The organism is Inquilinus ginsengisoli (genome assembly GCF_050434925.1).
Taxonomy (GTDB): Bacteria; Pseudomonadota; Alphaproteobacteria; order DSM-16000; family Inquilinaceae; genus Inquilinus; species Inquilinus ginsengisoli_B.
The window spans coordinates 4,239,302-4,261,810 of record NZ_JBNDJK010000001.1; the positions used below are offsets into that span (position 1 = coordinate 4,239,302).

Annotated in this window: 20 protein-coding genes; 6 read left to right on the top strand and 14 right to left on the bottom strand. The window is 68.7% G+C overall.

The window, feature by feature from the left end; translation table 11 throughout:
- Nucleotides 1–62 precede the first annotated feature (62 nt).
- Nucleotides 63–2,768 (top strand): beta strand repeat-containing protein, encoded by a 2,706-nt coding sequence (locus QFZ27_RS20210; RefSeq protein WP_429228199.1) that lies wholly within the window; start codon nt 63–65, stop codon nt 2,766–2,768.
- Nucleotides 2,769–2,835: 67 nt separating this feature from the next.
- Here the strand turns inward: QFZ27_RS20210 and grxD are convergent, their stop codons facing one another.
- From grxD to QFZ27_RS20235, 5 genes are all read right to left on the bottom strand, one after another.
- The gene (gene grxD / locus QFZ27_RS20215) at nt 2,836–3,174 is read right to left on the bottom strand and encodes a Grx4 family monothiol glutaredoxin (protein WP_429228200.1); all 339 of its coding nucleotides are present in this window, start codon (nt 3,172–3,174) and stop codon (nt 2,836–2,838) included.
- Between the two features lie 21 nt (nt 3,175–3,195).
- Complete coding sequence (locus tag QFZ27_RS20220; RefSeq protein ID WP_429228201.1) at nt 3,196–3,432, bottom strand: BolA family protein; 237 nt, start codon at nt 3,430–3,432, stop codon at nt 3,196–3,198.
- Between the two features lies 1 nt (nt 3,433).
- A complete protein-coding gene (gene purL, locus QFZ27_RS20225) occupies nt 3,434–5,659 on the bottom strand; it encodes a phosphoribosylformylglycinamidine synthase subunit PurL (protein WP_429228202.1) in 2,226 nt (741 codons plus the stop codon).
- Nucleotides 5,656–6,336, bottom strand: a complete 681-nt coding sequence (purQ, locus tag QFZ27_RS20230) for a phosphoribosylformylglycinamidine synthase subunit PurQ (RefSeq protein WP_429228203.1) — start codon at nt 6,334–6,336, stop codon at nt 5,656–5,658. Before purQ ends, purL begins: the two co-directional genes overlap by 4 nt.
- Before the next feature lie 160 nt (nt 6,337–6,496).
- Nucleotides 6,497–6,730: a hypothetical protein gene (locus tag QFZ27_RS20235; protein ID WP_429228205.1), complete on the bottom strand. Its 234-nt coding sequence runs from the start codon at nt 6,728–6,730 to the stop codon at nt 6,497–6,499.
- A gap of 133 nt (nt 6,731–6,863) precedes the next feature.
- Between QFZ27_RS20235 and QFZ27_RS20240 the strand changes: the two genes are divergently transcribed.
- Complete coding sequence (locus QFZ27_RS20240; protein WP_429228206.1) at nt 6,864–7,799, top strand: transcriptional regulator GcvA; 936 nt, start codon at nt 6,864–6,866, stop codon at nt 7,797–7,799.
- A 21-nt stretch (nt 7,800–7,820) separates the two neighbouring features.
- On the opposite strand, the gene QFZ27_RS20245 is transcribed toward QFZ27_RS20240, so the two are convergent.
- Together QFZ27_RS20245 and QFZ27_RS20250 are read right to left on the bottom strand one after the other, a co-directional pair.
- The gene (locus QFZ27_RS20245; protein ID WP_429228208.1) at nt 7,821–8,561 is read right to left on the bottom strand and encodes a dienelactone hydrolase family protein; all 741 of its coding nucleotides are present in this window, start codon (nt 8,559–8,561) and stop codon (nt 7,821–7,823) included.
- A 75-nt stretch (nt 8,562–8,636) separates the two neighbouring features.
- Nucleotides 8,637–8,858 carry a DUF1127 domain-containing protein gene (locus QFZ27_RS20250; RefSeq protein ID WP_429228209.1) on the bottom strand — a complete coding sequence of 74 codons (222 nt, stop codon included), beginning with the start codon at nt 8,856–8,858 and terminating at the stop codon, nt 8,637–8,639.
- A gap of 128 nt (nt 8,859–8,986) precedes the next feature.
- Here QFZ27_RS20250 and gcvA point away from each other — a divergent pair, with 128 nt between their 5' ends.
- Both gcvA and QFZ27_RS20260 read left to right on the top strand, forming a co-directional pair.
- Nucleotides 8,987–9,919, top strand: coding sequence for a transcriptional regulator GcvA (gcvA, locus tag QFZ27_RS20255; protein WP_429228211.1), 933 nt, complete (start codon nt 8,987–8,989; stop codon nt 9,917–9,919).
- Nucleotides 9,920–9,992: 73 nt separating this feature from the next.
- Nucleotides 9,993–10,688, top strand: coding sequence for a tellurite resistance TerB family protein (locus tag QFZ27_RS20260; RefSeq protein WP_429228212.1), 696 nt, complete (start codon nt 9,993–9,995; stop codon nt 10,686–10,688).
- 120 nt (nt 10,689–10,808) lie between these two features.
- On the opposite strand, the gene purS is transcribed toward QFZ27_RS20260, so the two are convergent.
- A complete protein-coding gene (purS, locus tag QFZ27_RS20265; RefSeq protein ID WP_380303967.1) occupies nt 10,809–11,051 on the bottom strand; it encodes a phosphoribosylformylglycinamidine synthase subunit PurS in 243 nt (80 codons plus the stop codon).
- Nucleotides 11,048–11,815: a phosphoribosylaminoimidazolesuccinocarboxamide synthase gene (purC, locus tag QFZ27_RS20270; RefSeq protein WP_429228213.1), complete on the bottom strand. Its 768-nt coding sequence runs from the start codon at nt 11,813–11,815 to the stop codon at nt 11,048–11,050. The genes purS and purC overlap by 4 nt, the downstream gene beginning before the upstream one ends.
- A gap of 212 nt (nt 11,816–12,027) precedes the next feature.
- Between purC and QFZ27_RS20275 the strand changes: the two genes are divergently transcribed.
- Nucleotides 12,028–12,360 (top strand): DUF1476 domain-containing protein, encoded by a 333-nt coding sequence (locus QFZ27_RS20275; RefSeq protein ID WP_429228214.1) that lies wholly within the window; start codon nt 12,028–12,030, stop codon nt 12,358–12,360.
- Nucleotides 12,361–12,440: 80 nt separating this feature from the next.
- Here QFZ27_RS20275 and QFZ27_RS20280 read toward each other — a convergent pair whose 3' ends face one another.
- The 5 genes from QFZ27_RS20280 to QFZ27_RS20300 all read right to left on the bottom strand — a co-directional run bounded on the left by QFZ27_RS20280 (nt 12,441) and on the right by QFZ27_RS20300 (nt 18,056).
- The gene (locus QFZ27_RS20280) at nt 12,441–13,277 is read right to left on the bottom strand and encodes a carbohydrate ABC transporter permease (protein ID WP_429228215.1); all 837 of its coding nucleotides are present in this window, start codon (nt 13,275–13,277) and stop codon (nt 12,441–12,443) included.
- Nucleotides 13,274–14,155, bottom strand: coding sequence for a carbohydrate ABC transporter permease (locus tag QFZ27_RS20285; protein WP_429228216.1), 882 nt, complete (start codon nt 14,153–14,155; stop codon nt 13,274–13,276). The genes QFZ27_RS20280 and QFZ27_RS20285 overlap by 4 nt, the downstream gene beginning before the upstream one ends.
- 77 nt (nt 14,156–14,232) lie before the next feature.
- Nucleotides 14,233–15,618 carry an ABC transporter substrate-binding protein gene (locus QFZ27_RS20290; protein ID WP_429228218.1) on the bottom strand — a complete coding sequence of 462 codons (1,386 nt, stop codon included), beginning with the start codon at nt 15,616–15,618 and terminating at the stop codon, nt 14,233–14,235.
- Nucleotides 15,619–15,701: 83 nt separating this feature from the next.
- Complete coding sequence (locus QFZ27_RS20295; RefSeq protein ID WP_429228219.1) at nt 15,702–16,751, bottom strand: LacI family DNA-binding transcriptional regulator; 1,050 nt, start codon at nt 16,749–16,751, stop codon at nt 15,702–15,704.
- A 342-nt stretch (nt 16,752–17,093) separates the two neighbouring features.
- On the bottom strand, nt 17,094–18,056 hold the full coding sequence (locus tag QFZ27_RS20300) for a hypothetical protein (RefSeq protein WP_429228220.1): 963 nt from the start codon (nt 18,054–18,056) through the stop codon (nt 17,094–17,096).
- Nucleotides 18,057–18,312: 256 nt separating this feature from the next.
- Between QFZ27_RS20300 and QFZ27_RS20305 the strand changes: the two genes are divergently transcribed.
- A complete protein-coding gene (locus tag QFZ27_RS20305) occupies nt 18,313–22,497 on the top strand; it encodes an autotransporter domain-containing protein (RefSeq protein ID WP_429228221.1) in 4,185 nt (1,394 codons plus the stop codon).
- Nucleotides 22,498–22,509 lie beyond the last annotated feature (12 nt).

The window sequence follows — 22,509 nt, forward strand, 5'->3', positions numbered from 1 at the left end:
GCGCGGCGCTGCGCCGGATCCGGCCGGGAGATCGTGCGGTTTGAACGGAAGGCATAGTCACGATGGCGATCATTCCAGGAACCCCCGGCAACGATTCCCTGAACGGGACTGCCTTTGCCGATACCATCGACGGTCTGGCGGGCAACGACACGCTGCGCGGATATGGCGGCAACGACATTCTCCGCGGCGGCACCGGCACCGACTATATGTATGGCGATATCGGCGATGACCGGATCGAGACCGGCGGGGGCGGCGGCGACTACGGCTATGGCGGCGAGGGGATCGATACCCTGATCGGATCGGCCGATGCCGAGACCCTCTATGGCGACGCCGGCAACGATGCGATCTATGGCATGGCCGGCAACGATACGCTCAATGGCGGCGCCGACAACGACACGCTCAGCGGCGGCGACGGCGATGATTACATCTCGACCGGCGTCGGGGTCGATATCGTCGATGGCGGCGCCGGCACCGACACCCTCTATGTCGACCGCAGCACCACCTCGACAGGGGTCAGCTTCACCCTGAACGGCGCCGCCGGCAGCGACGGCAGCCGGGCGACCAGCATGGAGCTGATGACCTATTACGCCGGGACCGGCAACGACACCATCACGGGGGCCGGCGGCGCCGACACGATCTATGGCAGCGACGGCACCGACGTCCTGAACGGGGCCGGCGGCAACGACAGCCTCAATGGCGGGGTCGGCGCCGACACGCTCGGCGGCGGCGACGGCAACGACAACCTCTCGGGGAATGACGGCAACGACACCCTCCGCGGCGGCGCCGGCACGGATTACATGTACGGCCAGGCGGGCGACGACCGGATCGAGACCGGCGGGGGCGGCGGCGATTACGGCTATGGCGGCGACGGCGCCGACATGCTGATCGGGTCGGCCGACGCCGAAAGCCTCTACGGCGATGCCGGCAACGATGCGATCTACGGCCTGGCCGGCAACGATACGCTCAATGGCGGTGCCGACAACGACACGCTCAGCGGCGGCGACGGGGATGATTACATCTCCACTGGCGTCGGCGTCGATATCGTCGATGGCGGCGCCGGCACCGACACGCTCTATGTCGACCGCAGCACCACCTCGACAGGGGTCAGCTTTACCCTGAACGGTGCCGCCGGCAGCGACGGCAGCCGGGCGACCAACATGGAGCTGATGACCTATTATGCCGGGACCGGCAACGACAGCATCACCGGGGCCGGCGGCAACGACACGATCTATGGCGGCGGTGGCACCGATGTCCTGAACGGGGCGGTGGGCAACGACAACCTCAATGGCGGAGCCGGCATCGACACGCTCGGCGGCGGCGACGGCAATGACAGCCTCTCGGGGAATGACGGAGACGACATCCTCCGCGGCGGTGCCGGCACGGACTACCTATACGGCAATGCCGACAACGACCGGATCGAGACCGGCGGGGGCGGCGGCGATTACGGCTATGGCGGTGACGGCGCCGACACGCTGGTCGGGTCGGCCGATGCCGAGTCCCTCTACGGCGATACCGGCAATGATGTGATCTCCGGCCTGGCCGGCAACGACACGCTCAATGGCGGCGCCGACAACGACACGCTCAACGGCGGTGACGGTGATGACTACATCTCCACCGGCGTCGGGGTCGATATCGTCGATGGCGGTGCCGGCACCGATACGCTCTATGTCGACCGCACCCTCATCTCGACCGGCGCCAGCTTCACCCTGAACGGCGCCGCCGGCAGCGACGGCAGCAAGGCGACCGGTATGGAGCTGATGACCTACTATGCCGGGTCGGGCATTGACACCATCACCGGTGCCGGCGGCAACGATACGATCTACGGCTATGCCGGCACCGATGTCCTGGCCGGGGCGGCGGGCAACGACTATCTCCGCGGCGGGATCGGCGCCGATACGCTCACCGGCGGCGACGGCAACGACACTGCCTATGGCGATGAGGGCAACGACACTCTCCGCGGCGGCGCCGGCACCGACTACCTCTATGGCGGGCTCGACAACGACCTGATCGAGACCGGCGGAGGCGGCAACGATTACGGCTATGGCGGCGACGGCGCCGACACCCTGGTCGGGTCGGCCGATTCCGAGAGCCTCAACGGCGACGCCGGCAACGACACCCTCACCGGGGCGGCCGGCAACGACTGGCTCTATGGCGGGGCCGACACCGACGTCCTGCGGGGCGATGCGGGGGCCGACCACCTCGACGGCGGCACCGGCATCGACACCGCCAGCTACTACACCGGCACGGTCGGTATAGCGGTCAGCCTCGCCACCGGCCTCGGCAGCGGCGGCGACGCCCAGGGCGACATTCTGAGCGGCATCGAGAACATCTCCGGTAGCCAGGGCAGCGACAGCCTGGTCGGGAGCGCCGGCGCCAACACCCTGCAGGGCTGGAACGGCAACGACGTGCTTACCGGAGGCGACGGCAAGGATACGCTGACCGGCGGCGCCGGGGTCGACCGGTTCGTCTACAGCACCATCGCCCAAAGCCCGGTGGGCGCCAATGCCGACCGGATCACCGATTTCAGCCACACCCAGGGCGACCGCATCGACCTGTCGGTGATCGACGCCAACACCGTCGCCGCCGGCAACCAGGCCTTCAGCTTCATCGGCTCGGGCCTGTACACCGGCGTCGCCGGCCAGCTGCGCTACAGCCAGGGGGCGGGCGTCGTCACCATCGCCGGCGACGTCAATGGCGACGGCGCGTCCGACTTCCACATCCAGCTGACCGGCGCCATCGCCTTGGTGGCGGCCGACTTCGTGCTGTAGCGGCAGCCCGACATGACAATGCCCGCCCCGGAGGGGCGGGCATCTGTACCGATCTGATGAGGCTGCGTCAGCCCTGGGCGGCGACGGCGATGCCCTTGCCCTCGAGCAGCTCCTGCAACTCGCCGGTCTGGAACATCTCGCGGACGATGTCGCAGCCGCCGACGAACTCGCCCTTGACGTAGACCTGCGGGATGGTCGGCCAGTTCGAGAATTCCTTGACGCCCTGGCGCAGGCTGGGGTCGGTCAGGATGTCGATGCCCTTGAACGGCACGCCGAGATGGGTCAGCACCTGCACAACCGCGGCGGAGAAGCCGCATTGCGGGAACACCGGGGTGCCCTTCATGTAGACGACGACGTCTGTGCCGGAGATGTCGCTGCGGATGCGCTCGAAGACGGGATTGTCCATGGGATACTCGCTGGCTGAGGGTCAGACTTCGGCGGCGGTGGTGTGCAGCATCAGCGCATGCAGCTCGTTGCCCATCCGGCCGCCGAGGGCCTGATAGACCATCTGGTGCTGCTGCACGCGGCTCTTGCCGGTGAAGGCGGAGCTGGTGACGTAGGCGGCATAATGGTCGCCGTCGCCGCGCAGATCCTCGATCCGCACCTCGGCGCCGGGCAGGCCATCCTTGATCAGGCGGACGATCTCCGCCGGTTCCATCGCCATCTCACGCTTCTCCAGCCTGGACGATATCGGTCATGTATCCGGGCAGCCACGCCTCGTTGACGCGGCGCAGCTCAGCCACGGATATGGCACTGCCGTCCTGGCGCTTCAACACGTCGCCGCCGATCCGGCCGACGATTTGCGCCGGCACGCCCGCCGCGCGGGCCCGCGCCAGCAGCGCCTCGCCATCGGCAGTGGTCACCAGGTAGCGGCCCTGGTCCTCGCCGAACAGCAGGCCGGCGTCGGCCGGCAGGTCGACCGTGGCGCCGATCCGCCCGGCCATCGCCATCTCCGCCAGGGCGACATAGAGGCCGCCGTCGGACAGGTCGTGGCAGGCGGTGGCCGTGCCGTCCTGGATCAGCGCCCGCACCAGGTCGCCGTTGCGGCGCTCGGCCGCCAGATCGACTGGCGGCGGCGCCCCGTCCTCGCGGCCATGGATCTCGCGGGCATACAGCGAGACGCCGAGATGACCCTGGGTTTCCCCAATCAGGACAATGGCGTCGCCGGCGGCTTTGAAGCCGAGCCGGACATGGCGCCCGCCGTCCGCGATGAGGCCGACGCCACCGATCGCCGGGGTCGGCATGATGCCCTCGCCCGAGGTCTCGTTGTAGAGCGAGACGTTTCCTGAAACGACCGGGAAATCAAGGGCCAGGCAGGCGGCCTTCATGCCCTGGATGCAGCCGACGAACTGGCCCATGATCCGCGGCTTCTCGGGGTTGCCGAAGTTCATGTTGTCGGTGATCGCCAGCGGCAGGGCGCCGGTGGCGGTCAGGTTCCGCCACGCCTCGGCGACGGCCTGGGCGCCGCCGGCCTCGGGATCGGCCAGGCAATAGCGCGGGGTGCAGTCGGTGGTGATGGCCAGGATCTTGCCGGTGCCGTGCACCCGCACCAGCGCCGCATCGGCCTGGCCGGACAGGGCGACGGTGTCGGCGCCGACCTGGCTGTCATACTGCTCCCAGATCCAGCGCTTGGAGGCGAGGTCGGGGCAGGCCAGCAGGCGCGTCAGCACCGCTTCCGGCGCCTCCGGCAGCGGCAGGGCCGCGGCCGCGATCTCCGGCTGCTTCGGCGTCGGCTCCCACGGCCGGGCGTAGTTCGGCGAGGCGTCGACCAGCTCCGCCACCGGCATGTCGGCCCAGACCATGCCGTGCATCTTCAGCACCATGCGGCCGGTGTCGGTGACCCGGCCGATCACGGCGAAATCCAGCTCCCATTTGCGGAAGATCGCCTCGGCCTCGGCCTCGCGGCCGGGCTTCAGCACCATCAGCATCCGCTCCTGGCTCTCCGACAGCATGATCTCGTAGGGGACCATGCCGGTCTCGCGCTGCGGCACGTGGTCGAGGTCCAGCTCGATGCCGCAGCCGCCCTTGCTCGCCATCTCGACGGAGGAGGAGGTCAGGCCGGCCGCGCCCATGTCCTGGATGGCGACGATGGCGTCGGTGGCCATCAGCTCCAGGCAGGCCTCGATCAGCAGCTTCTCGGTGAAGGGGTCGCCGACCTGCACGGTCGGGCGCTTCTCCTCCGAGGCGTCGTCGAACTCGGCCGAGGCCATGGTGGCGCCGTGGATGCCGTCGCGCCCGGTCTTGGAGCCGACATAGACCACCGGGTTGCCGATGCCGCCGGCGGCCGAATAGAAGATCTTGTCGGTGCCGGCCACGCCCACGGTCATGGCATTGACCAGGATGTTGCCGTTGTAGGAGGCGTGGAAGTTGGTCTCGCCGCCCACCGTCGGCACGCCGACGCAGTTGCCGTAGCCGCCGATACCGGCGACGACGCCCGCCACCAGGTGGCGGGTCTTGGCGTGGTCCGGGCTGCCGAAGCGCAGCGCATTCATGTTGGCCACCGGCCGCGCGCCCATGGTGAACACGTCGCGCAGGATGCCGCCGACGCCGGTCGCGGCGCCCTGGTACGGCTCGATGAAGCTCGGGTGGTTGTGGCTCTCCATCTTGAAGATGGCGGCCTGGCCGTCGCCGATATCGATCACGCCGGCATTCTCGCCGGGGCCGCAGATCACCCAGGGCGCCTCGGTCGGCAGCTGCTTCAGCCAGCGGCGGGAGGATTTGTAGGAGCAGTGCTCCGACCACATCACCGAGAAGATGCCGAGCTCGGTCAGCGTCGGCATCCGGCCCATGATCGTCTGGGTCAGGGCGAACTCGTCGGCGGTCAGGCCGAACTCCGCCGCCAGCGCCTGCGTGACCTCGGGTTCCTGGGGAGCGTTGGACGGGTGGGTCATGAAAGGATCTGCGCCAGGCCTTCGAACATGGCGCGGCCGTCGGTGTTGCCGTGCTCCGGCTCCGCCGCCCGCTCGGGATGGGGCATCATGCCGAGCACCCGCCGGTTCTCGGACAGGATGCCGGCGATGTCGTTCAGGCTGCCGTTCGGGTTGCCGCGGCCGTCCTGGTCGGCGATGTAGCGGAAGGCGACGCGGTCCTCGTCCTCCAGCCGCTTCAGCGTGTCCGGGTCGGCGAAGTAGCAGCCGTCATGGTGCTGGATCGGGATGCGCACCGTCTGCCCGGCGTTGTAGCCGCGGGTGAACGGGCTGTTCGAGGTTTCGACCCGCATCGCCACGGTGCGGGAGCAGAATTTCAGCCCGGCATTGCGCAGCAGCGCGCCGGGCAGCAGCCCCGCCTCGGTCAGGATCTGGAAGCCGTTGCAGATGCCGACGGTCGGCACGCCGCGGGCTACCGCCTGGCGGATCGCGCCCATGATCGGCGACTGCGCCGCCATGGCGCCGGAGCGGAGATAGTCGCCGTAGGAGAAGCCGCCGGGGATGGCGATCAGGTCGGTCGGCGGCAGCTCGGTGTCGCGGTGCCAGACCATGTGGGTCGGCCGTCCGGTCGCGTGGGAGAGTGCCACGGCGAGGTCTCGGTCGGCGTTCGATCCCGGGAAGACGATGACGGCGGCTTGCATGCGCGGGATGTAGCGGTCCCGCCGGGCCTTGGCAAGGGCGCCGCGGGCTGTGCTGGCATGCAGGGCAGCGCGGCCTCGGCGCTGCGATGTGCGGGCGAGAAAACGGCCGGCTCCGCAGGGTGGCGGAGCCGGCCGGCAGGCCAGTCGCAGGGGGATAAGGCTACAGGCGGAGAGGCGCGAGGCGGAGAAGCAGGTCGCGCGGGTCGTTGGCGGGGGCTGGGCCGTCGACGCCGATGTCGCGCAGCATGTGGTCGTCCAGCCCATCTACCGGCAGCCGGGGATTGCGGCGCGCGCCCAGCGTGGCCGCGGCGGCGCCGATCAGGGCGCGCAGACCGGAGCGGCTGGTCGGCAGAGTGGCGCGACTTTGGATATGGTCGGTGCAGGTGGTCGTCATGGCATGTCCCTTTCCGGCAGGGCGTTCGTTCGGTCATCGGGAACACCATCAGGATCGCGGTCTAGAGAACAAACCGCAAACAGGATATTCTCTTGGACGGGATAAGAGAATCTATCGAGCCGACGAGGGAACCATGCGCCGTCGCCTGCCGCCGCTGAACGGGATCCGCGCCTTCGAGGCCGCGGCCCGCCACCAGAGCTTCACCCGCGCCGCCGAGGAACTGGCGGTGACCCAGGCCGCGGTCAGCCAGCAAGTGCGGCGGCTGGAGGACTGGCTGGGCGCCAAGCTGTTCGACCGCACCGAGGGCGGGCTGGAGCTGACCGACATCGGCCGCAATTACCTGCCGGTGCTGCGCGATGCCTTCGACGCGATTGCCGAGGCCACGGCCCGGATCCGGCCGCCGCCGCATTCCGGCATTCTCACCGTATCGGCGATCCCGTCCTTCATCCGCAAATGGCTGGTGTCGCGGATGCCGTCCTTCAACGAGCAGCAGCCCGACATCGACGTCAATCTGGACGCCGAGTCCCGGCTGGTTGATTTCAGCCGGGACCGCGTCGACTGCGCCATCCGCTTCGGCAGCGGCGCCTGGGAGGGGGTGGTGGCGGAGAAGCTGTTCTCCGAGGACACCTTCCCGGTGTGCAGCCCGGAGCTGGTCGAGGCCGGGTTGTGCCGGCTGGAGGACCTGCGCCGCTTCCGCCTGCTGCACGACGAGACGCTGGTGCAGTGGAAGCACTGGCTGCGTGCGGCCGGGATGGAGGATCTCGGCTGGGTGCGCGGGCCGCGGACGCAGGATTCGGCGCTGCTGATCCAGATGGCGATCGAAGGCCAGGGGGTGGCGCTGGCGCAGCGGGTGCTGGTGATGGACGACCTGCGTGCCGGTCGGCTGGTTCGGCCGTTCGAGCTGTCGCTGCCGAGCGACCATCTGAAGAGCGACTACGCCTATTACTTCGTGGCGCCGCCGACGGCCCTCAGCCGGCCTCTGGTCCGGGCATTCCGCGACTGGTTGTTCGCCGTCGCCGCGGAGGCCGAGGCTTCGCCGGAGGAGCCGATGGCGCTGCCGGCGGCTTGAGCGCCGCCGGCTTGGGCCGGGTTAAGCCAGCGCCTCGTCGAAGAATGTCAGCAGCCGCTTCCAGTGCCGCTCGGCGCCGGTCTCGTTGTAGACGCTGTGGTCGGGCACCGCCCAGCCATGCGCCATGCCGACGTAGTTCTCGATGATGTGGTCGACGCCGCCCCGCCGCAGGGTTTCGGCCAGCCGGGCCGACTGCTCCGGCGGGAAGCTGTTGTCGACCTCGGCGACGCCGACATAGACGCGGGCCTTGATCTTGTCGGCGAGCAGATGCGGGCTGTCCGGCGCCTCGCCGGCCAGGTTGCCGCCATGGAAGCTCGCCGCCGCGGCGATCCGGTCGGCATAGGACGCGGCCGCGGTCAGCGCCCGGGCGCCGCCCATGCAGTAGCCGACGGCGCCGATCGGGCCTGTGACCTTCTCGGCGTCGAACACGTCGAGGAAGGCGGCCGTGTCGCGCCGCGTCATCTCCTGGCTGGTCTCGCGCAGCATCGTCATGATCTGGGCGCGGGCCGTCTCGTCGCCGAAGGACGCGCCGGTGAACGGGCCGTACGCGCCGAAGCGGTAGAACAGGTCCGGCAGCAGCACGACATGGCCCGAATCGGCCAGCCGCTGCGCCATACCGGCCAGCGAGGCCCGCGGGCCCATCGCATCCATGTAGAGGATTGCGCCGCGCAGCGTCTTGCCGGTCGCGGCAGCGCTGTCGGGGTGGAACAGCGCCGCCTTGGCCGTCCCGTCCGACGTCTTGATCTGGAGGTCGCGCCTCATCTGCCAATCCCTGGTGGCTCGCCCCGGCCGCGGGAGCGCTATCGAGAAGGAGCGGCCGTGGCGGGATCATAGGCTTCATTCCCGCCAGAACGGCTTGCGGCGCATGGTCTCGATCTGGTCGCGGCTCAGGCCGAGGTCGCACAAGGTGTCGTCGTCCATGCGCTGCATCCGGCCGCGCGCCTCGATCCGGGCGCACCACAGCACCGGCAGGGCCGCGACGCGGCGGAGCAGGACAAGGATGGGGTTCGGCCGCTTGCGGGGTGCCGCGCGGCGTTCGTCAACGCAGAAGCTGGTCATGATACGGTCCTGATCGAGGTTGGGAGATCAGGGGTCGACCCGTGCCTCTAAGATCGGTCCTGGCGGCCGCGGCGGCAAACGGGATAGTCTGGCCCTAGACCAATAAAAACTTGGCCTGTGAGGTCGGAATGGGATGGCGTCTGCCTCCGTTGAATGGCGTGCGGGCCTTCGAGGCGGCGGCGCGGCACCGCAGCTTCACCCGCGCCGCGGCCGAGCTGTCGGTGACTCAGGCTGCGGTCAGCCAGCAGGTGCGCCGGCTGGAGGACTGGCTGTCGGTCAAGCTGTTCCGCCGCCGCGAGAACAGCCTGGAGCTGACCGAGGCCGGCCGCACCTATCTGCCGCCGGTCAGCGCCGCCCTGGCCGGCATCGCCGATGCGACGGCGCAGATCGCGCCGGGTCGCACTGCTGGCGTGCTCACCATCAGCACCACCCCGTCCTTCGCCGCGAAATGGCTGACGGCACGCCTGCGGGGGTTCACCGCGGCGCATCCCGATATCGACGTCAACGTCACGGCATCGCTGGCCCGGGTCGATCTCGAGGGCGGGGAGGCGGATTGCGCCACCCGCTGGGGCCAGGGCGGGTGGGAGGGGCTGGCGTGCGACCGGCTGTTCACGGACGACAGCTTCCCGGTCTGCAGCCCGGCGCTGCGCGACGGGCCGCCAGGGCTGCGCACGCTCGACGACCTGCGCCGGCACACGCTGCTGCACGACCAGTCCCTGGCGCCCTGGCGCGACTGGCTGCGCGCCGTCGGCATGGCGGATGTCGACTGGGTGCGCGGATTGCGGGTCAGCGATTCCTCGCTGACCATCCAGGCGGCGATGGAAGGGCAGGGGGTGGCGCTGGTCGTGTTCTCCCTGGTGGCCGACGACCTGGCGGCGGGGCGGCTGGTGCGGCCGCTCGACCTCTCGGTGCCAAGCCCCGCCAGCTACCATTTCGTCGCCACGACGCGGGCGCTGCGCCGGCCGATCGTCCGGGCGTTCCGCGACTGGATCGTCGCCGCGGCAGCCGAGACCACCCTGGCGCCGAGGGAACCGGTCGCGTCGTCGCCCCCGGCCGATTGAACCACGCCCGGACTTGTCGGGCGCTGCCGGCCGGACCATCTGCCTTCCGGTACAACGATTGGAGGAGAGGCGCGTGATCGATCCGAAGAAGCTGTTCGAGGATTTCCTCGGCGGCGGTGCGAAGCAGTCCGGCGGCAAGGGCTCCGGCCTGTCCGGCAACCTCGGCACGCTGGCCACAGGTGCTGTCGGCGGCGGGTTGATCGGCCTCCTCCTCGGCTCGAAGAAGGTCCGCAAGTTCGGCGGCAGCGCGCTCGGCTATGGCGGCGCCGCGGTGCTCGGCGGCCTGGCCTACAAGGCGTGGCAGGACTGGTCGGCCAACCGGGCGCCGGCCCCGGCCCAGCCACCGGCGCAGCAGCCGCTGGCACTGCCACCGCCGCGCAGCCCGTTCGACCTCGAGACGCAGAACGCCGCCGGCGGCGGCGACGCGCGCATCGCCGTGGTGCGGGCGATGATCGCCGCGGCCAAGGCCGACGGCCATATCGATGCTGAGGAGCAACGGGCCCTGTTCGACCGCATCGGCCAGCTCAACCTCGGCACCGAGGAGAAGGCGTTCGTGATGGACGAGCTGGCCAAGCCGCTCGACATCGCGGCGATCGCGGCCCTGCCGGCGTCGCCGGAGCAGGCGGCGGAGATCTGGCTGGCCTCACGCCTGGCGATCGACGCGGACGATCCGCGCGAGAAGGCCTATCTCGACGATCTGGCGACGCGGCTGAAGCTGCCCGAGGGGCTCGCAGCCCATCTCGAGGCGCAGGCGGCCGCGGTCGCATAACCCCTTCGCTGTCATGCCACGGCTTGACCCGGGCATCCAGAGACTGTCGATGCCGCTCCGTGGCCCCTGGATCGCCGGGTCTAGCCCGGCGATGACAGGAAGTGGGACGACCGCAGTGCCTCAGGCGACCAGGTCGATCGTGTAGCTCTCGGTGACCGGGTTGGCCAGCAGCTTGCGGCACATCTCGTCGAGGCGCGCCTTGGCCTCGGCCGCATCGGCAGCGGCGATCTCGACCTCGATCACCTTGCCCTGCCGGACCTCGCCGACCTCGCCGAAGCCGAGGCCCTGCAGGGAATGGCCGATCGCCTTGCCCTGGGTGTCCAGGACACCGGGCTTCAGCATGACGTGAATGCGCGCTTTCATGGGGCGACCTGGCTCTCACGGATGTCGACGACACTTCCTTCCGGCAGGATGCCGAGGCGCCGGGCCACTTCCTGATAGGCCTCGAGGACGCCGCCGAGATCCTGGCGGAAGCGATCCTTATCGAATTTCTCGTTGGTCTGCACGTCCCACAGGCGGCAGTTGTCCGGGCTGATCTCGTCGGCCAGGACGATCCGCATCTCGTCGTTCTCGTCGTATAGCCGGCCGAACTCCAGCTTGAAGTCGACGAGCTTGAGGCCGATGCCGAGGAACAGGCCGGTGAGGTAATCGTTCACCCGCAGCGACAGCGACACGATGTCGTCGAGGTCCTGGGCGTTGGCCCAGCCGAAGGCGGTGATGTGCTCTTCCGATACCATCGGGTCGTTGAGCTCGTCCGACTTTAGATAATACTCGATGATCGAGCGCGGCAGCGGCGTGCCTTCGGGCACGTTGAAGCGCTTCGAGAACGAGCCGGCGGCGATGTTGCGCACCACGACCTCGAGCGGGATGATCTCGACCTCGTGGATCAACTGCTCGCGCATGTTCAGGCGGCGCATGAAATGCGTCGGCACGCCGATCTCGGACAGCCGGGTCATCAGGTACTCGGAGATGCGGTTGTTCAGCACCCCCTTGCCCGAGATCACCGCCTTCTTCGTACCGTTGTTCGCCGTCGCATCGTCCTTGAAGTACTGGACGATCGTGCCAGGCTCCGGTCCCTCGTAGAGGACCTTGGCCTTGCCTTCGTAGATGCGCCTGCGGCGGCTCATGTGGGGGCGTCCATGGTACGGTGAAGCCAACAGCAAAAAAGGGTCGGGACGTCCCACGGGGGACGTCCACGCTCGCGCACATATAGCAAGCGCGGCTCCGGTAAACAATTGCGCGCTCCCGTCCGCCTCCGGAGGTGACCGTGGCGGCCGGAGACGCTATATCCTTCCCTATGGGATACGCCCGCGCCTGCGGGCCGGTGGAAGGACACGGCATGACGACGTTCGACTCGCGGGGCAAGGGTTTCGAGGCGGAGTTCCAGCACGACCAGGAACTCCTGTTCCGGATCCAGAACCGGCGCAACAAGCTGCTGGGCCTGTGGGCGGCCGAGCTGATGGGCCTGACCGGCGCCGACGCCGAGGCCTATGCGAAGGAGGTCATCATGTCCGACTTCGAGCGGCAGACCGACGAGGACGTGCACGACAAGGTCTATGCCGACCTGAAGATCCACGACGTCGACCTGTCCGACCATCGGCTGCGCAAGAAGATGGATGCGCTGCTGGTGGTGGCGCGGCAGCAGATCATGACCGAGGCGACGCCGAAGTAAGGCTGGCGCCTTCGACGGACGGAAAAGGGCGGCTTCGGCCGCCCTTTTCTTTGCCGTCTTTTCGTTGGCTGAACGCTCGGTCAGCCTTTCACGGCCCCGGCCGTCAGCCCGCTGGTCATGGCGTTGCGGAAGATATAGTAGATCACCGCCGGCGGCACGGCGTAGATCAGCCCGGTCGCCATCAGCAGGTTCCAGGGCGAATCGTCGGCCGACAGGAACAGCCCCAGCCCGACCGACAGCGGCGCCGCCTGCTCGCTCGACAGCAGCAGGAAGGCGTAGAGATATTCGTTCCAGGCCAGGATCAGCGCGTAGATGCCGATCGCCACCAGGGACGGGCGCATCAGCGGCAGATAGACCAGGCGGAAGATCTGCAGCGGACCGGCGCCGTCCATGATCGCCGCCTCGTCGAGCTCGCGCGGCAGCTTGTCCGAGGCCTGCTTCAGCACCCAGATGGCATAGGGCGAGGCCAGCGCGATCATCGCCAGGATCAGCGCGGTCTGGGTGTCGAGCAGGCCGTAGGAACCCATGGTCTTGTACATCGGCACCGCCAGGAAGGCGGCCGGGATCAGGTAGGTGGCCAGCGCCAGGTTCATCACCTGGCGGCCGCCCTTGACGCGCAGCCGGCTGATCGCGAAGGCGGCGCAGGTGGCGACGAACAGGGTCGCGACCCCGGTGGTGACCGCGATGAAGAAGCTGTTGCCGAGCTGCAGCCAGAAGTTGCTGAGGTAGTAGTGCTGCTGCCGGAACACGGTGAGGAAGTTCGAGAAGGTCGGATGCTCCGGCCACAGCGTTCCGGCCAGGACCGCGTCCTGCGGCGAGATCGCCAGGACGAACAGATGGTACAGCGGCACCATCGTCCACAGCACCACCGGGACGGCGATCAGGACCAGAACCGCTTCGTTGAACCAGCGCTTCATGCCTCGCCTCCCTTGGACAGGCGCTTCACCATGACGAAGACCAGCGGCAGGACCAGCGGCATGGCGACGATGATCGAGGCGACGCCGAGGTCGAGGGCGTTGTTGCGCAGGTAGCGGATGCCGAGCGTGGCCAGCACCTGGGTGCTGTCGTTCGGGCCGCCGCCGGTCAGCAGGTAGACGCTGTTGAAGTCGCCCAGCGTCCAGATCGTCGACAGGATGACCGAGGTGACGTAGAGCGCCGCGACCGATGGCCAAGTGACGAAGCGGAAGCGCTGCCAGCGCGAGGCGCCGTCGACCGAAGCGGCCTCATAGAGGTCGCGGGCGATGGCGAGGCGCCCGGTCAGCAGGATCAAGGTCCAGAACGGCAGCGACTTCCAGATATGGACCACGACCGTGCAGAAGAAGGCCAGCCACGGGTTGGTCAGCCAGGGTGGGCCTTCGAAGATGCCGAACAGCTGGAACAGCTGCTGGTTGATCATGCCCGTCTCGGGGTTGAGCATGACCCGGAAGGACAGGATGGTCGGGATCGACGGCACCGCCCAGGGCAGGATGAACAGCACCAGCAGCAGCCGGATCCACCAGCGCGGCACGGCGAAGAAGCCGGACAGGCCGAGCGCGATCACCATCTTCACGTTCACCGCGATCAGCAGGAACAGGATGGTGTTAACCGCCGCGGTCAGGAAGATCGGGTCGGCGAACAGGCGCCGGTAGCTGGCCGGGTTGGCGCCGAGATAGAGGCCGTAGCCGACCGGATAGGCCACCAGCACCAGGAACACGGCGACATAGGGGATGAGCATGATCGCCCCCCAGGTCGCCCATGTGCGGCGGTGGCTGCGACGGGCGGCGGCCGGGATCGCATGGACCGTGGTCGCGGTCATCGGCTGGTCCTCTCTAGAAACAGGCTGCGGCTCGGCCCGCGCGGCGGTCTGCGCGGGCCGGGCCGGCAGGTCGGTCCTTAACCGGCGATTTCCTTGATCCGGACGATCATCTCATCGACCGCCTGATCGGGCGAGACGCCGTCCTGGACCACGCGGTTCAGCGCCTTGGCCCAGACGTTCTCGGCATTCACCGTGGTGAAGTGGTAGTTGTAGACGAAGGGGAAGGGCAGGGTACCCTCGGTGAACTGCTTCGACACCACGGCGCGGTGCGGGTCGCTGCCGTCGGTCCAGAACGGCCGGGCGGCGCCCGACTTGGTCACCGGGTACCAGCGGCCGACCGAGCCCTCGACGAAGGGCGTCAGGTTCTCATCCTTCATCATGAAGGCCATGAACTCCTTGGCCCGCGCCTTGTTCTTGGAGTCGGCGAAGATCACCGCGGTCTTGGTCGCGGCCAGGTTCGGCAACGTCCCGCCGTCGGGCTTCTTCGGGAACAGGGTGGTGCGGATGTTCTCTTCGTAGTTCTTCTTCGCCTGGGCCCGCTGCTCCTCGGTCAGCGTCTGGTTGGTCGAATCGTCCAGATGCTTGCTGGGGATCGAGATCGTGGCGTTGTGGGTTAGGATTGTGGTCTTGTTGTGGAAGTTGACGTTGTTGTCGGTGTCGAGCCAGTTGACCGAGGAGGGCGGGGTGCAGCCGCGGGTGAAGATCGAGCTGTAGCCCTTCACCGCCTCGATCATCGCCGCCCGGTTCTCCGGCTGGTCGAGCACGATCTTGCCGCTCTCGTCGACGATCTTGACGTTGTAGGCGTTGGCCCAGGTCAGGAAGCTGAAGAAGGTGTCGGAGGCGGCGACGCTCATCGGATGGCCGATGGCGTAGATGCGCTTGCCCTTGGCGCGCAAGCCGGCCTGCACCTTGTCGCACCAGAAGTCCCAGTACGCGTTCCACTCGGTCGGGATGTCGGCCTCGGTGAAGCCGGCATCCTGCAGCATGTCCTTCCAGTAGAAGATGTGCATGGTCTGGCGTTCGATCGGGAAGGCGTAATAGGCCTTCTGCCCGGTCTTGCCGTTCATCAGGAAGGTGGTGGCCAGCGCGTCGGGCTGGAACTGGTCCTTGATCGGGGTGAGGACGTCGCTGACATCCTCCAGCCGGCCCTCGAAGGCCCACTGGCCGGTGGTGCGGAAGTCGTAGGTGGTGCAGTACCCGACATCGGGCGGCGTCCCGGCCTCGACCGCTGCGACCGACTTCACGATGCAGTCCTCGGTCGAATACAGCGACAGGTCGACCTTGACGCCGGTGGCCTTCTGGTACCGGTCGATCAGGTCCGTCAGGGCGGCGTCCTCGCCCTTGTAGAAGCCCTTGGTGAACCAGACAGTGAGGGTGTCCTGCGCCAGGGCGGGCAGGGCGGCGGTGAGGCCGAGGGTCAGAGCACAACCCGCCATGAGGTGGCGGAGACCGATCTTGGGCATGGAACTTCTCCCAGAACAGAGGAAAGGAAGCGGCGGCTTGTGCCGTCTTGCTGGTGGCTTCCGGACGGCTGGAAGCGGGGTTTTCAGGCGGGCCTCCTGGCGGTGGAGCCCCGTTCGACGATTTCGAAGCCGACATCGATCACCCGCGGCGGCGCCGGCGCGTCGTCCTCGGCGTCGAGGATGCGCATCAGCAGCTCGCCGACCCGGCGGCCAATGCCTTCGGCGTCGATCCGGACGGTCGACAGCGCCGGCACGCATTGGCTGCCGATCTCGAAATCGCCGAAGCCCATGATCGAGACCTCCCCCGGCACGGCGATGCCGCGGCGGTGGCATTCCATCAAGGCGCCGACGGCGGCGAGGTCCGAGACCGCGAACACGGCGTCGATCGGCCCGGCAGTGTCGAGCAGATGGCCCATGGCGGCGGCGCCGCCGGCGAAGGATACCGGCACGTGGCCGCGATGGACGACGGCGTCGGCCGGCAGCCCGGCCTGGCGCAGCACTTCGGTGAAGCCGACCAGCCTGGCCTCACCGCGGAAATCGTGCGAGGCGCCGCCGACAGCCGGGCCGATGCCGCCGATGCGGCGGTGCCCCAGCGCGATCAGGTGCCGCGCCGCAGCCCGGCCGGCGTCGATATTGGAGAAACCGACGGCCCGGTCGATCGGCGCGACCGCGCCGCAATCCCAGATCTCGACCACCGGGATGCCGGCGCTGCGCAACATGGTCCGCACCGCATCGGTGTGGTGCATGCCGGCCAGCACGATCGCCTCCGGCCGGCGCTCCAGCATTGCCCGCACCAGCGCTTCCTCCTCACCCATCCGGTAGAGAGTATAGCCGATCAGCAGCTGATAGCCGGTCCGGCGCAGCGCTTCCGACAGCCCATGCGCGGTGTCGGCGAAGTTGGAGTTGGTCAGCGTCGGCACCAGCGTGGCGATGAAGCCGGTGCGGCGCGACGACAGGGCGGCGGCGACCTTGTCGTCGACATAGCCGAGCTGCTCGATCGCCCGGCGGATGCGGTCGCGCGTCTCCGGCGCCACCCGGCTGCTGCCGGCCTGCACCCGGGACACGGTCATCGGCGAGACCCCGGCGAGACGGGCGACGTCCCGCATGGTCGGCCGGAGGGAACGCTTGGGCATGGCTTGGCTCTCGATCGGCCGTGCAACTGCTCCGGATCCGGCCCGGCGCCGACAAGACTGCACATCCCGGCGCGTCCGGGCCGCAGCGGCAGGCCGGCGGACAAGGCGGGATCGCACGCAGGTGCAGCAGGCGATGGAACGCATCATCGGCAGGGCCGGGCGGTCCGTACGGTCAGGCAGATGCGATCGATGGCAAGCATGATGTCGGCCCTCCCCACGGCCTGAGGTCGATTTGTCGTTCTTATTGATGTGACCGGTAACATGAACGGCCGTCGAAACGCAAGAGCGAGGCCGCATGGCGAAGGATCTGACGAGGATTGATGTGAAGATCGCGCGATGCGGTTACGCGCCGCCGGCTATGACCCTCAGCGATCCGGGGCGCCGCGCCGCGCCAACGAGCCAGTCGCGATCGAACAGGTCCGCCAGCGCGCGATAGGCCGATACGGGAACCTGATCGAAGCCGTCGCTGCTGCCGTTGAAGAACTCGGAGAGACGGAGGTCGACGGCGGTGGCGTCGCCGACATGCAGGCCGAACTGAGCCAGGTCTTCGGCCACCGAGCCTTGCCGCGGAAGATAGGCGTCGACCGAACGCAGCTGCGGGCTCGCCGCGGGCAGCCGCACCAGGACGACGCGTGTCACCGAGGGTTGGGCATCGGGGCTGATCAGGGTCGTGCCGAGCATCAATCCGCCCAGCACGCTGACGGGCGGGGCCGCCGGGAACAGGCAGAAGGTGATGGCTTGCGCGTCGCCCGTCAGGTCGCCGACCTGGATGTGAAGACCATGCTTGGAGAGGAACATGGCGCCCTTGAGCGTCAGAGTGCCGGTGGGCAGCACCTCGGTGTAGGAGACCGGCAGCCGATTGGGACTCGATTCGACCCCGACGGTCAGCTCGCCCCGGACAAGCCGGCCGCGAAAATAGGGCGACCAGGCGTGTGAGTAGCAGACGAACGTGCCGGCCAGCTCGACGGATCCCGATCTGTTGCGGCGGCTGGCGGGCTCCCCAAGGCGTTGCAGCAGATCCTCGCGGTCACGGCCGTGGCGGGCACAGATCTCGTCGAGGAACGCCTCGGTGTCGCAATCCGCGATCCACTGGCCGGGCCGGTCCAGGCCGAGCACCTTGGACCAGTCCTCATAGATCTGCCGCTCACGCGGCTGGGCACGGCCCTGCAGCCATTTGTAGGCGCGGTCGACATCGAACGGCGTCGCCGGATTGATGCGCCGAAACGCGGCGGCGAGATCCTTGTGCGTGGCCGCGCCCAGTACGGCCGCGGTGAGACGAAACTTCCGATCGATGTCTCGTGCCACTCGAGTTCCCTGCTGTCGGGCCACCCGCCCATTGCCGACGCCATATTGGCATATTCCTGGAAAAGACAAAGAAATCCGACGCGTTCCAAACGCAAGGGATGCTGTTCCCGCCCGCACTGCCGCAAAGATGATGTGGGAAAGTGCACCTGAGGGGGCTGAATTGATCACCGGTTTGCAGGGTCACGGCCGCGCAGCGGCACGGGCACTCCTCGACACCACTTGCCTCCGGCCCCCCATCATGCGCCGGACGCCGGCCGTGTTGCTCGTCCTGGGCCTCGCCGTGGGCGTCTCGTGGCCGGCCGGCCCTGCGCTTGCCGCAAACTTCAATGTCGGCACCGACGCACAGCTGAGGAACGCCATCAGCAGCGCCGGGAATGGCGACACCATCACCTTCACCGGCAACATCACCCTCGGCGACAACCTGCCGACCGTGACCAAGAACGTGACCGTCAACGGCGGGCTCTTCACCTTGTCGGGCGACAACAAGTATCGCGGCCTGTTCGTGCAGTCCGGCACGGTCGCGATCAACAATCTCGCCATCAAGGATGCGGTCGCCCAGGGCGGCAAGGGCGGAGACGGCGACGGCGCCGGCTCTGGCGGCGGCGGTGCAGGGCTCGGCGGCGCGATCTTCATCGGCGCCGGCGCCCATGTGGCGGTGAGCGGTGTCAGCGTGCAGAACGGCGTGGCGCGCGGCGGCAATGGCGGCAACAGCGTCACAGGCAGCTTCGGTACCACCGGCGGCGGCGGCGGCGGGTATTGGATCACCGGGGCCGATGGCGGCTTCGGCCGCCCCTATATCGCCGGCGGCGGCGGCACCCCCACCGGCGGCGACAGCCACTCCAATGCCAACGGCGACGCCGGCGGGTTCGGCGGCGGCGGCGGGGGTGGCAGCACCGGCTATTTCGGCGGCACCGGCGGGTTCGGGGGCGGCGGCGGCGGCGGCAGCGGCGCCACCACGATGCCCGGTGGCTTCGGGGGCGGCACGGGCGGCGCCGGCGCAACCGGCCTCGGCGGTGGTGGCGGTGGCGGCGGCGGATTCGGCGGTGCGATCTTCGTCCAGCAGGGCGGAACCCTGAGCCTGGCCGGCTCGATCAACATTTCCGGAAACACGGTTGCCGGCGGCAATGGCGGATCCGGCCATACCGGGGGCGGGGGCGGCGCAGGCGTCGGATCGGGGCTCTTTCTCGGCGGCAATGGGACGCTGAACCTGACCCCCGGTGCCGGGCAGCCACAGGTGATCAGCGACGCCATTGTCGACCAGACCGGTGCCGGCGGCACCGGCACCAACGCCGGCAGTTGGTCGCTCGTGAAGGACGGCGCGGGGACGACGATCCTGACCGGGGCCAACGCCTATTCCGGCGGAACCACCGTCAATTCCGGTGTCCTGCAGGGCAGCACTGCGGGCCTGCAGGGAAATATCCTGAACAATGCCAGCGTGGTCTTCGACCAGGCCGGCACCGGCACCTACGCCGGCAACATGTCGGGCACCGGCGCTCTCACCGTGCGCGGCACGGGTGCCGTCACATTCACCGGAACCAACACCTATTCGGGAGCCACGACGGTCAATGGCGGCGGCACCCTGTTGTTCAGCTCCGACACCAACCTGGGCGCCGCGGGCAATGGCATCAGTCTCAACAACGGCACGATGGGGGTTGGCGCAGGGGAGGGAGGACAGGTCTTCAGCCGACCCGTCACGATCACCGACACCGGCGGGATTTCCGTTGGGGACAATGTGCCGAACCCTGTGACCTGGAGCGGCCAGATCAGCGGCGGCAGGCTGGGCAAGTCCGGCCTTGGCACGCTGATCCTGTCCGGGGTCAACACCTATTCCGGCGGCACGGTGGTCGGCGGCGGCACGCTGCTGTTCACCTCCGACGCCAATCTGGGCGCGGCCGGCACAGGTATCACGCTGGAGAACGGCGGAACGATCGGACCGACCAAGGATGCGGTCGCGGGCCTCTCGATGACCCGCCCCATCACCCTGGCCGGCAGGGGCGCCATCACCCTCGGGGTCAATCCCCTCACCTGGGCCGGCAACATCACCGGCAATGGCCAGTTGATCAAGGGTGGCCTCGGCGTGCTGACGCTCGCGGGAGCAACCAACACCTACACCGGCGGCACGTTCGTGGCGCAAGGCACGCTGCAGATCGCGTCCGACGACAAGCTTGGCGCGGCGGGCACGGGCGTCACCCTGATCCAGGGGGGCAATCTCTGGGCATCCGGGACCTTCACCACCCCGCGGCCCTTCCTGTTGCAGAACGGGGGCGGCGCGTTCCAGGTCGACGCCGGCCAAACCCTCACCCTGAGCGGGGACCTCCAAGTGGCCGCAGGAAGCGGCCTCACCAAGATCGGCGCCGGCACGCTCGTCCTGGCGGGCACCAGCAGCGCGATCGGGACCATCTACCAGAACGGCGGCACGCTGCAGGGCAACACCTCGACCCTGGGCGGCGGCAACATCGCCTTCGATGCCAACGCGCAGAACACGATCGCCCGATCGGTCACGTTCGACCAGGCCGCGGACGGCACCTTTGCCGGCAAGATCACCGGCATCGGCAGCCTGGCCAAGACCGGCGCCGGCACGCTGATCCTGGGCGGCGACAACAGCTACAGCACCGGCACCACGGTCTCGGCGGGGACCTTGCAGGGCACGAGCAAGAGCCTGCAGGGCGCCATCGCGAACAACGCCGCGGTGATCTTCGACCAGGACTTCGCCGGCACTTACGCCGGCGCCATGACCGGCTCCGGCACGCTCACCAAGAACGGCACCGGCAAACTCAGCTTCACCGGCACCAGCAGCGTCGGCGGCGGCACGACCATCAATGCCGGCGCTCTTGCCGTCAACGGTCACCTGGCCAGCAACGTCACGGTCAACAAAGGCGGCACGCTCAACGGCGTGGGCAACATCACCGGCAGCATCACCAACAATGGCGGCACGATCAGCCCGGGCAACTCGATCGGTCATCTGACGGTCGACGGCGACTTCACCTTCAACAGCGGCACCTACGAGGTCGAGGTCGATCCCCAAGGCGACAGCGACCGCGTCAGCGTGGTCGGCGCCGGCCATGCGGTGAGGATCCATACCGGCACTCTGCTGGTCGTCCCGCACCCCGGCACCTACACACCCGGCACGACCTACACGATCATCACGACGGAGGCCGGCGGCAACGTCTGGGTCGGCGAGCTGGCCGGGGGCGTCGGGTTCCTGGTGCCGGAGGCCTCGCTCGATCCCGATCTGCACAGCATCTATCTCACCCTGGCGCTGCCGCCCGACGCCTTCCGCTCGGCCGGCCGGACCGACAACCAGCGGGCCGTCGGCGGCGCGCTCGACGCCATCGCCGCCGGCGGCGATGACGGCGGCCTGATCACGGCAGTGGCCAACCTGCAGCCGTCGCAGGGCGCGGCGGCGTTCGATGCGCTGAGCGGCCAGCCCTATGCCGATTTCGGCACGGTGAACGTGCAGGCCAGCCAGCTGTTCATGAATACGGTCGGCCGCCAGATGGCGGGCCGGCGCGGCGCGCGCCTCGGTGCGCCCCCGAGCGTGTCGCTGGCCGGGACGTGCGAGGCTGACTGCGACGCCGATGCCGTCACGCCACAGCACTTCTCCGCCTGGCTGGCCGGCATCGGCAGCACCGGCGGCGTCGATGGCGACGGCAACGCCGCCGACCTCTCCTACACGCTGGGCGGCACCGCCTTCGGCGTCGACTATCGCCTCGATCCGCGCTTGCTGGTCGGCATCGCCGGCGGCTATGTCGGCGGCTCGCAGTCGGTCGACGGCTTCCGGGGCGACGGCGATACCGATGCGCTGAGCGTCGCTCTCTACGGCTCCTTCACCCAGGGCGCCTTCTATGCCGATGCGCTGGCGGGCTACGCCAATGCCTCCAACCACCTGAAGCGCAAGGTCTCCCTTCCGGGGATGGAGAGCGGCAGCGCCAGCGGCGACACCAGCGCCGACCAGTTCCTCGGCCAGGTCGAGGCCGGCTACAGGATCGGGCTGGGCTTCCCGGCCGGCACGTCGATCACCCCCTTCGGCCGCCTGCAGATCGCCTCGGTCCATCAGGATGGCTTCACCGAGAAGGGCCGGAGCGACTTCAATCTCGACGTCGAGTCGCAGACCACCACCTCGGTGCGCTCGACCTTCGGCGCCGACCTCGCCGCCGGCTTCGATCTCGGCGGCGGCCGGCCGCTGGATGTCGGCGTGCGGGTGGGGTGGATGCACGAATTCGCCGACACGGACCGGCCGATCACGGCAGCCTTCGCCGGGGCATCCGGTCCGGAGTTCACGGTGTCCGGCGCCGAGGCGGCGCGCGACAGCGCCGTGATCGGCGTCTCCGCCGCAACCGAGATCGCCGACAACACCTTCCTGTCGGTCGGCTACGACGGCGAAGTCGGCGGCAGCACCGACAACCATCAGATCAGGGCGGTGTTCCGGCGGACCTGGTGAAGCAAGGGGCTA

What these genes read in the sequence shown, in the direction of transcription:
- QFZ27_RS20245 (WP_429228208.1), bottom strand. Translation starts at nt 8,561, where the DNA reads ATGAGGCGCGACCTCCAGATCAAGACGTCGGACGGGACGGCCAAGGCG.
- grxD (WP_429228200.1), bottom strand. Translation starts at nt 3,174, where the DNA reads ATGGACAATCCCGTCTTCGAGCGCATCCGCAGCGACATCTCCGGCACA.
- purQ (WP_429228203.1), bottom strand. Translation starts at nt 6,336, where the DNA reads ATGCAAGCCGCCGTCATCGTCTTCCCGGGATCGAACGCCGACCGAGAC.
- QFZ27_RS20235 (WP_429228205.1), bottom strand. Translation starts at nt 6,730, where the DNA reads ATGACGACCACCTGCACCGACCATATCCAAAGTCGCGCCACTCTGCCG.
- QFZ27_RS20210 (WP_429228199.1), top strand. Translation starts at nt 63, where the DNA reads ATGGCGATCATTCCAGGAACCCCCGGCAACGATTCCCTGAACGGGACT.
- QFZ27_RS20290 (WP_429228218.1), bottom strand. Translation starts at nt 15,618, where the DNA reads ATGCCCAAGATCGGTCTCCGCCACCTCATGGCGGGTTGTGCTCTGACC.
- purL (WP_429228202.1), bottom strand. Translation starts at nt 5,659, where the DNA reads ATGACCCACCCGTCCAACGCTCCCCAGGAACCCGAGGTCACGCAGGCG.
- QFZ27_RS20275 (WP_429228214.1), top strand. Translation starts at nt 12,028, where the DNA reads ATGACGACGTTCGACTCGCGGGGCAAGGGTTTCGAGGCGGAGTTCCAG.
- QFZ27_RS20280 (WP_429228215.1), bottom strand. Translation starts at nt 13,277, where the DNA reads ATGAAGCGCTGGTTCAACGAAGCGGTTCTGGTCCTGATCGCCGTCCCG.
- QFZ27_RS20285 (WP_429228216.1), bottom strand. Translation starts at nt 14,155, where the DNA reads ATGACCGCGACCACGGTCCATGCGATCCCGGCCGCCGCCCGTCGCAGC.
- purS (WP_380303967.1), bottom strand. Translation starts at nt 11,051, where the DNA reads ATGAAAGCGCGCATTCACGTCATGCTGAAGCCCGGTGTCCTGGACACC.
- QFZ27_RS20240 (WP_429228206.1), top strand. Translation starts at nt 6,864, where the DNA reads ATGCGCCGTCGCCTGCCGCCGCTGAACGGGATCCGCGCCTTCGAGGCC.
- QFZ27_RS20220 (WP_429228201.1), bottom strand. Translation starts at nt 3,432, where the DNA reads ATGGCGATGGAACCGGCGGAGATCGTCCGCCTGATCAAGGATGGCCTG.
- gcvA (WP_429228211.1), top strand. Translation starts at nt 8,987, where the DNA reads ATGGGATGGCGTCTGCCTCCGTTGAATGGCGTGCGGGCCTTCGAGGCG.
- QFZ27_RS20250 (WP_429228209.1), bottom strand. Translation starts at nt 8,858, where the DNA reads ATGACCAGCTTCTGCGTTGACGAACGCCGCGCGGCACCCCGCAAGCGG.
- QFZ27_RS20295 (WP_429228219.1), bottom strand. Translation starts at nt 16,751, where the DNA reads ATGCCCAAGCGTTCCCTCCGGCCGACCATGCGGGACGTCGCCCGTCTC.
- purC (WP_429228213.1), bottom strand. Translation starts at nt 11,815, where the DNA reads ATGAGCCGCCGCAGGCGCATCTACGAAGGCAAGGCCAAGGTCCTCTAC.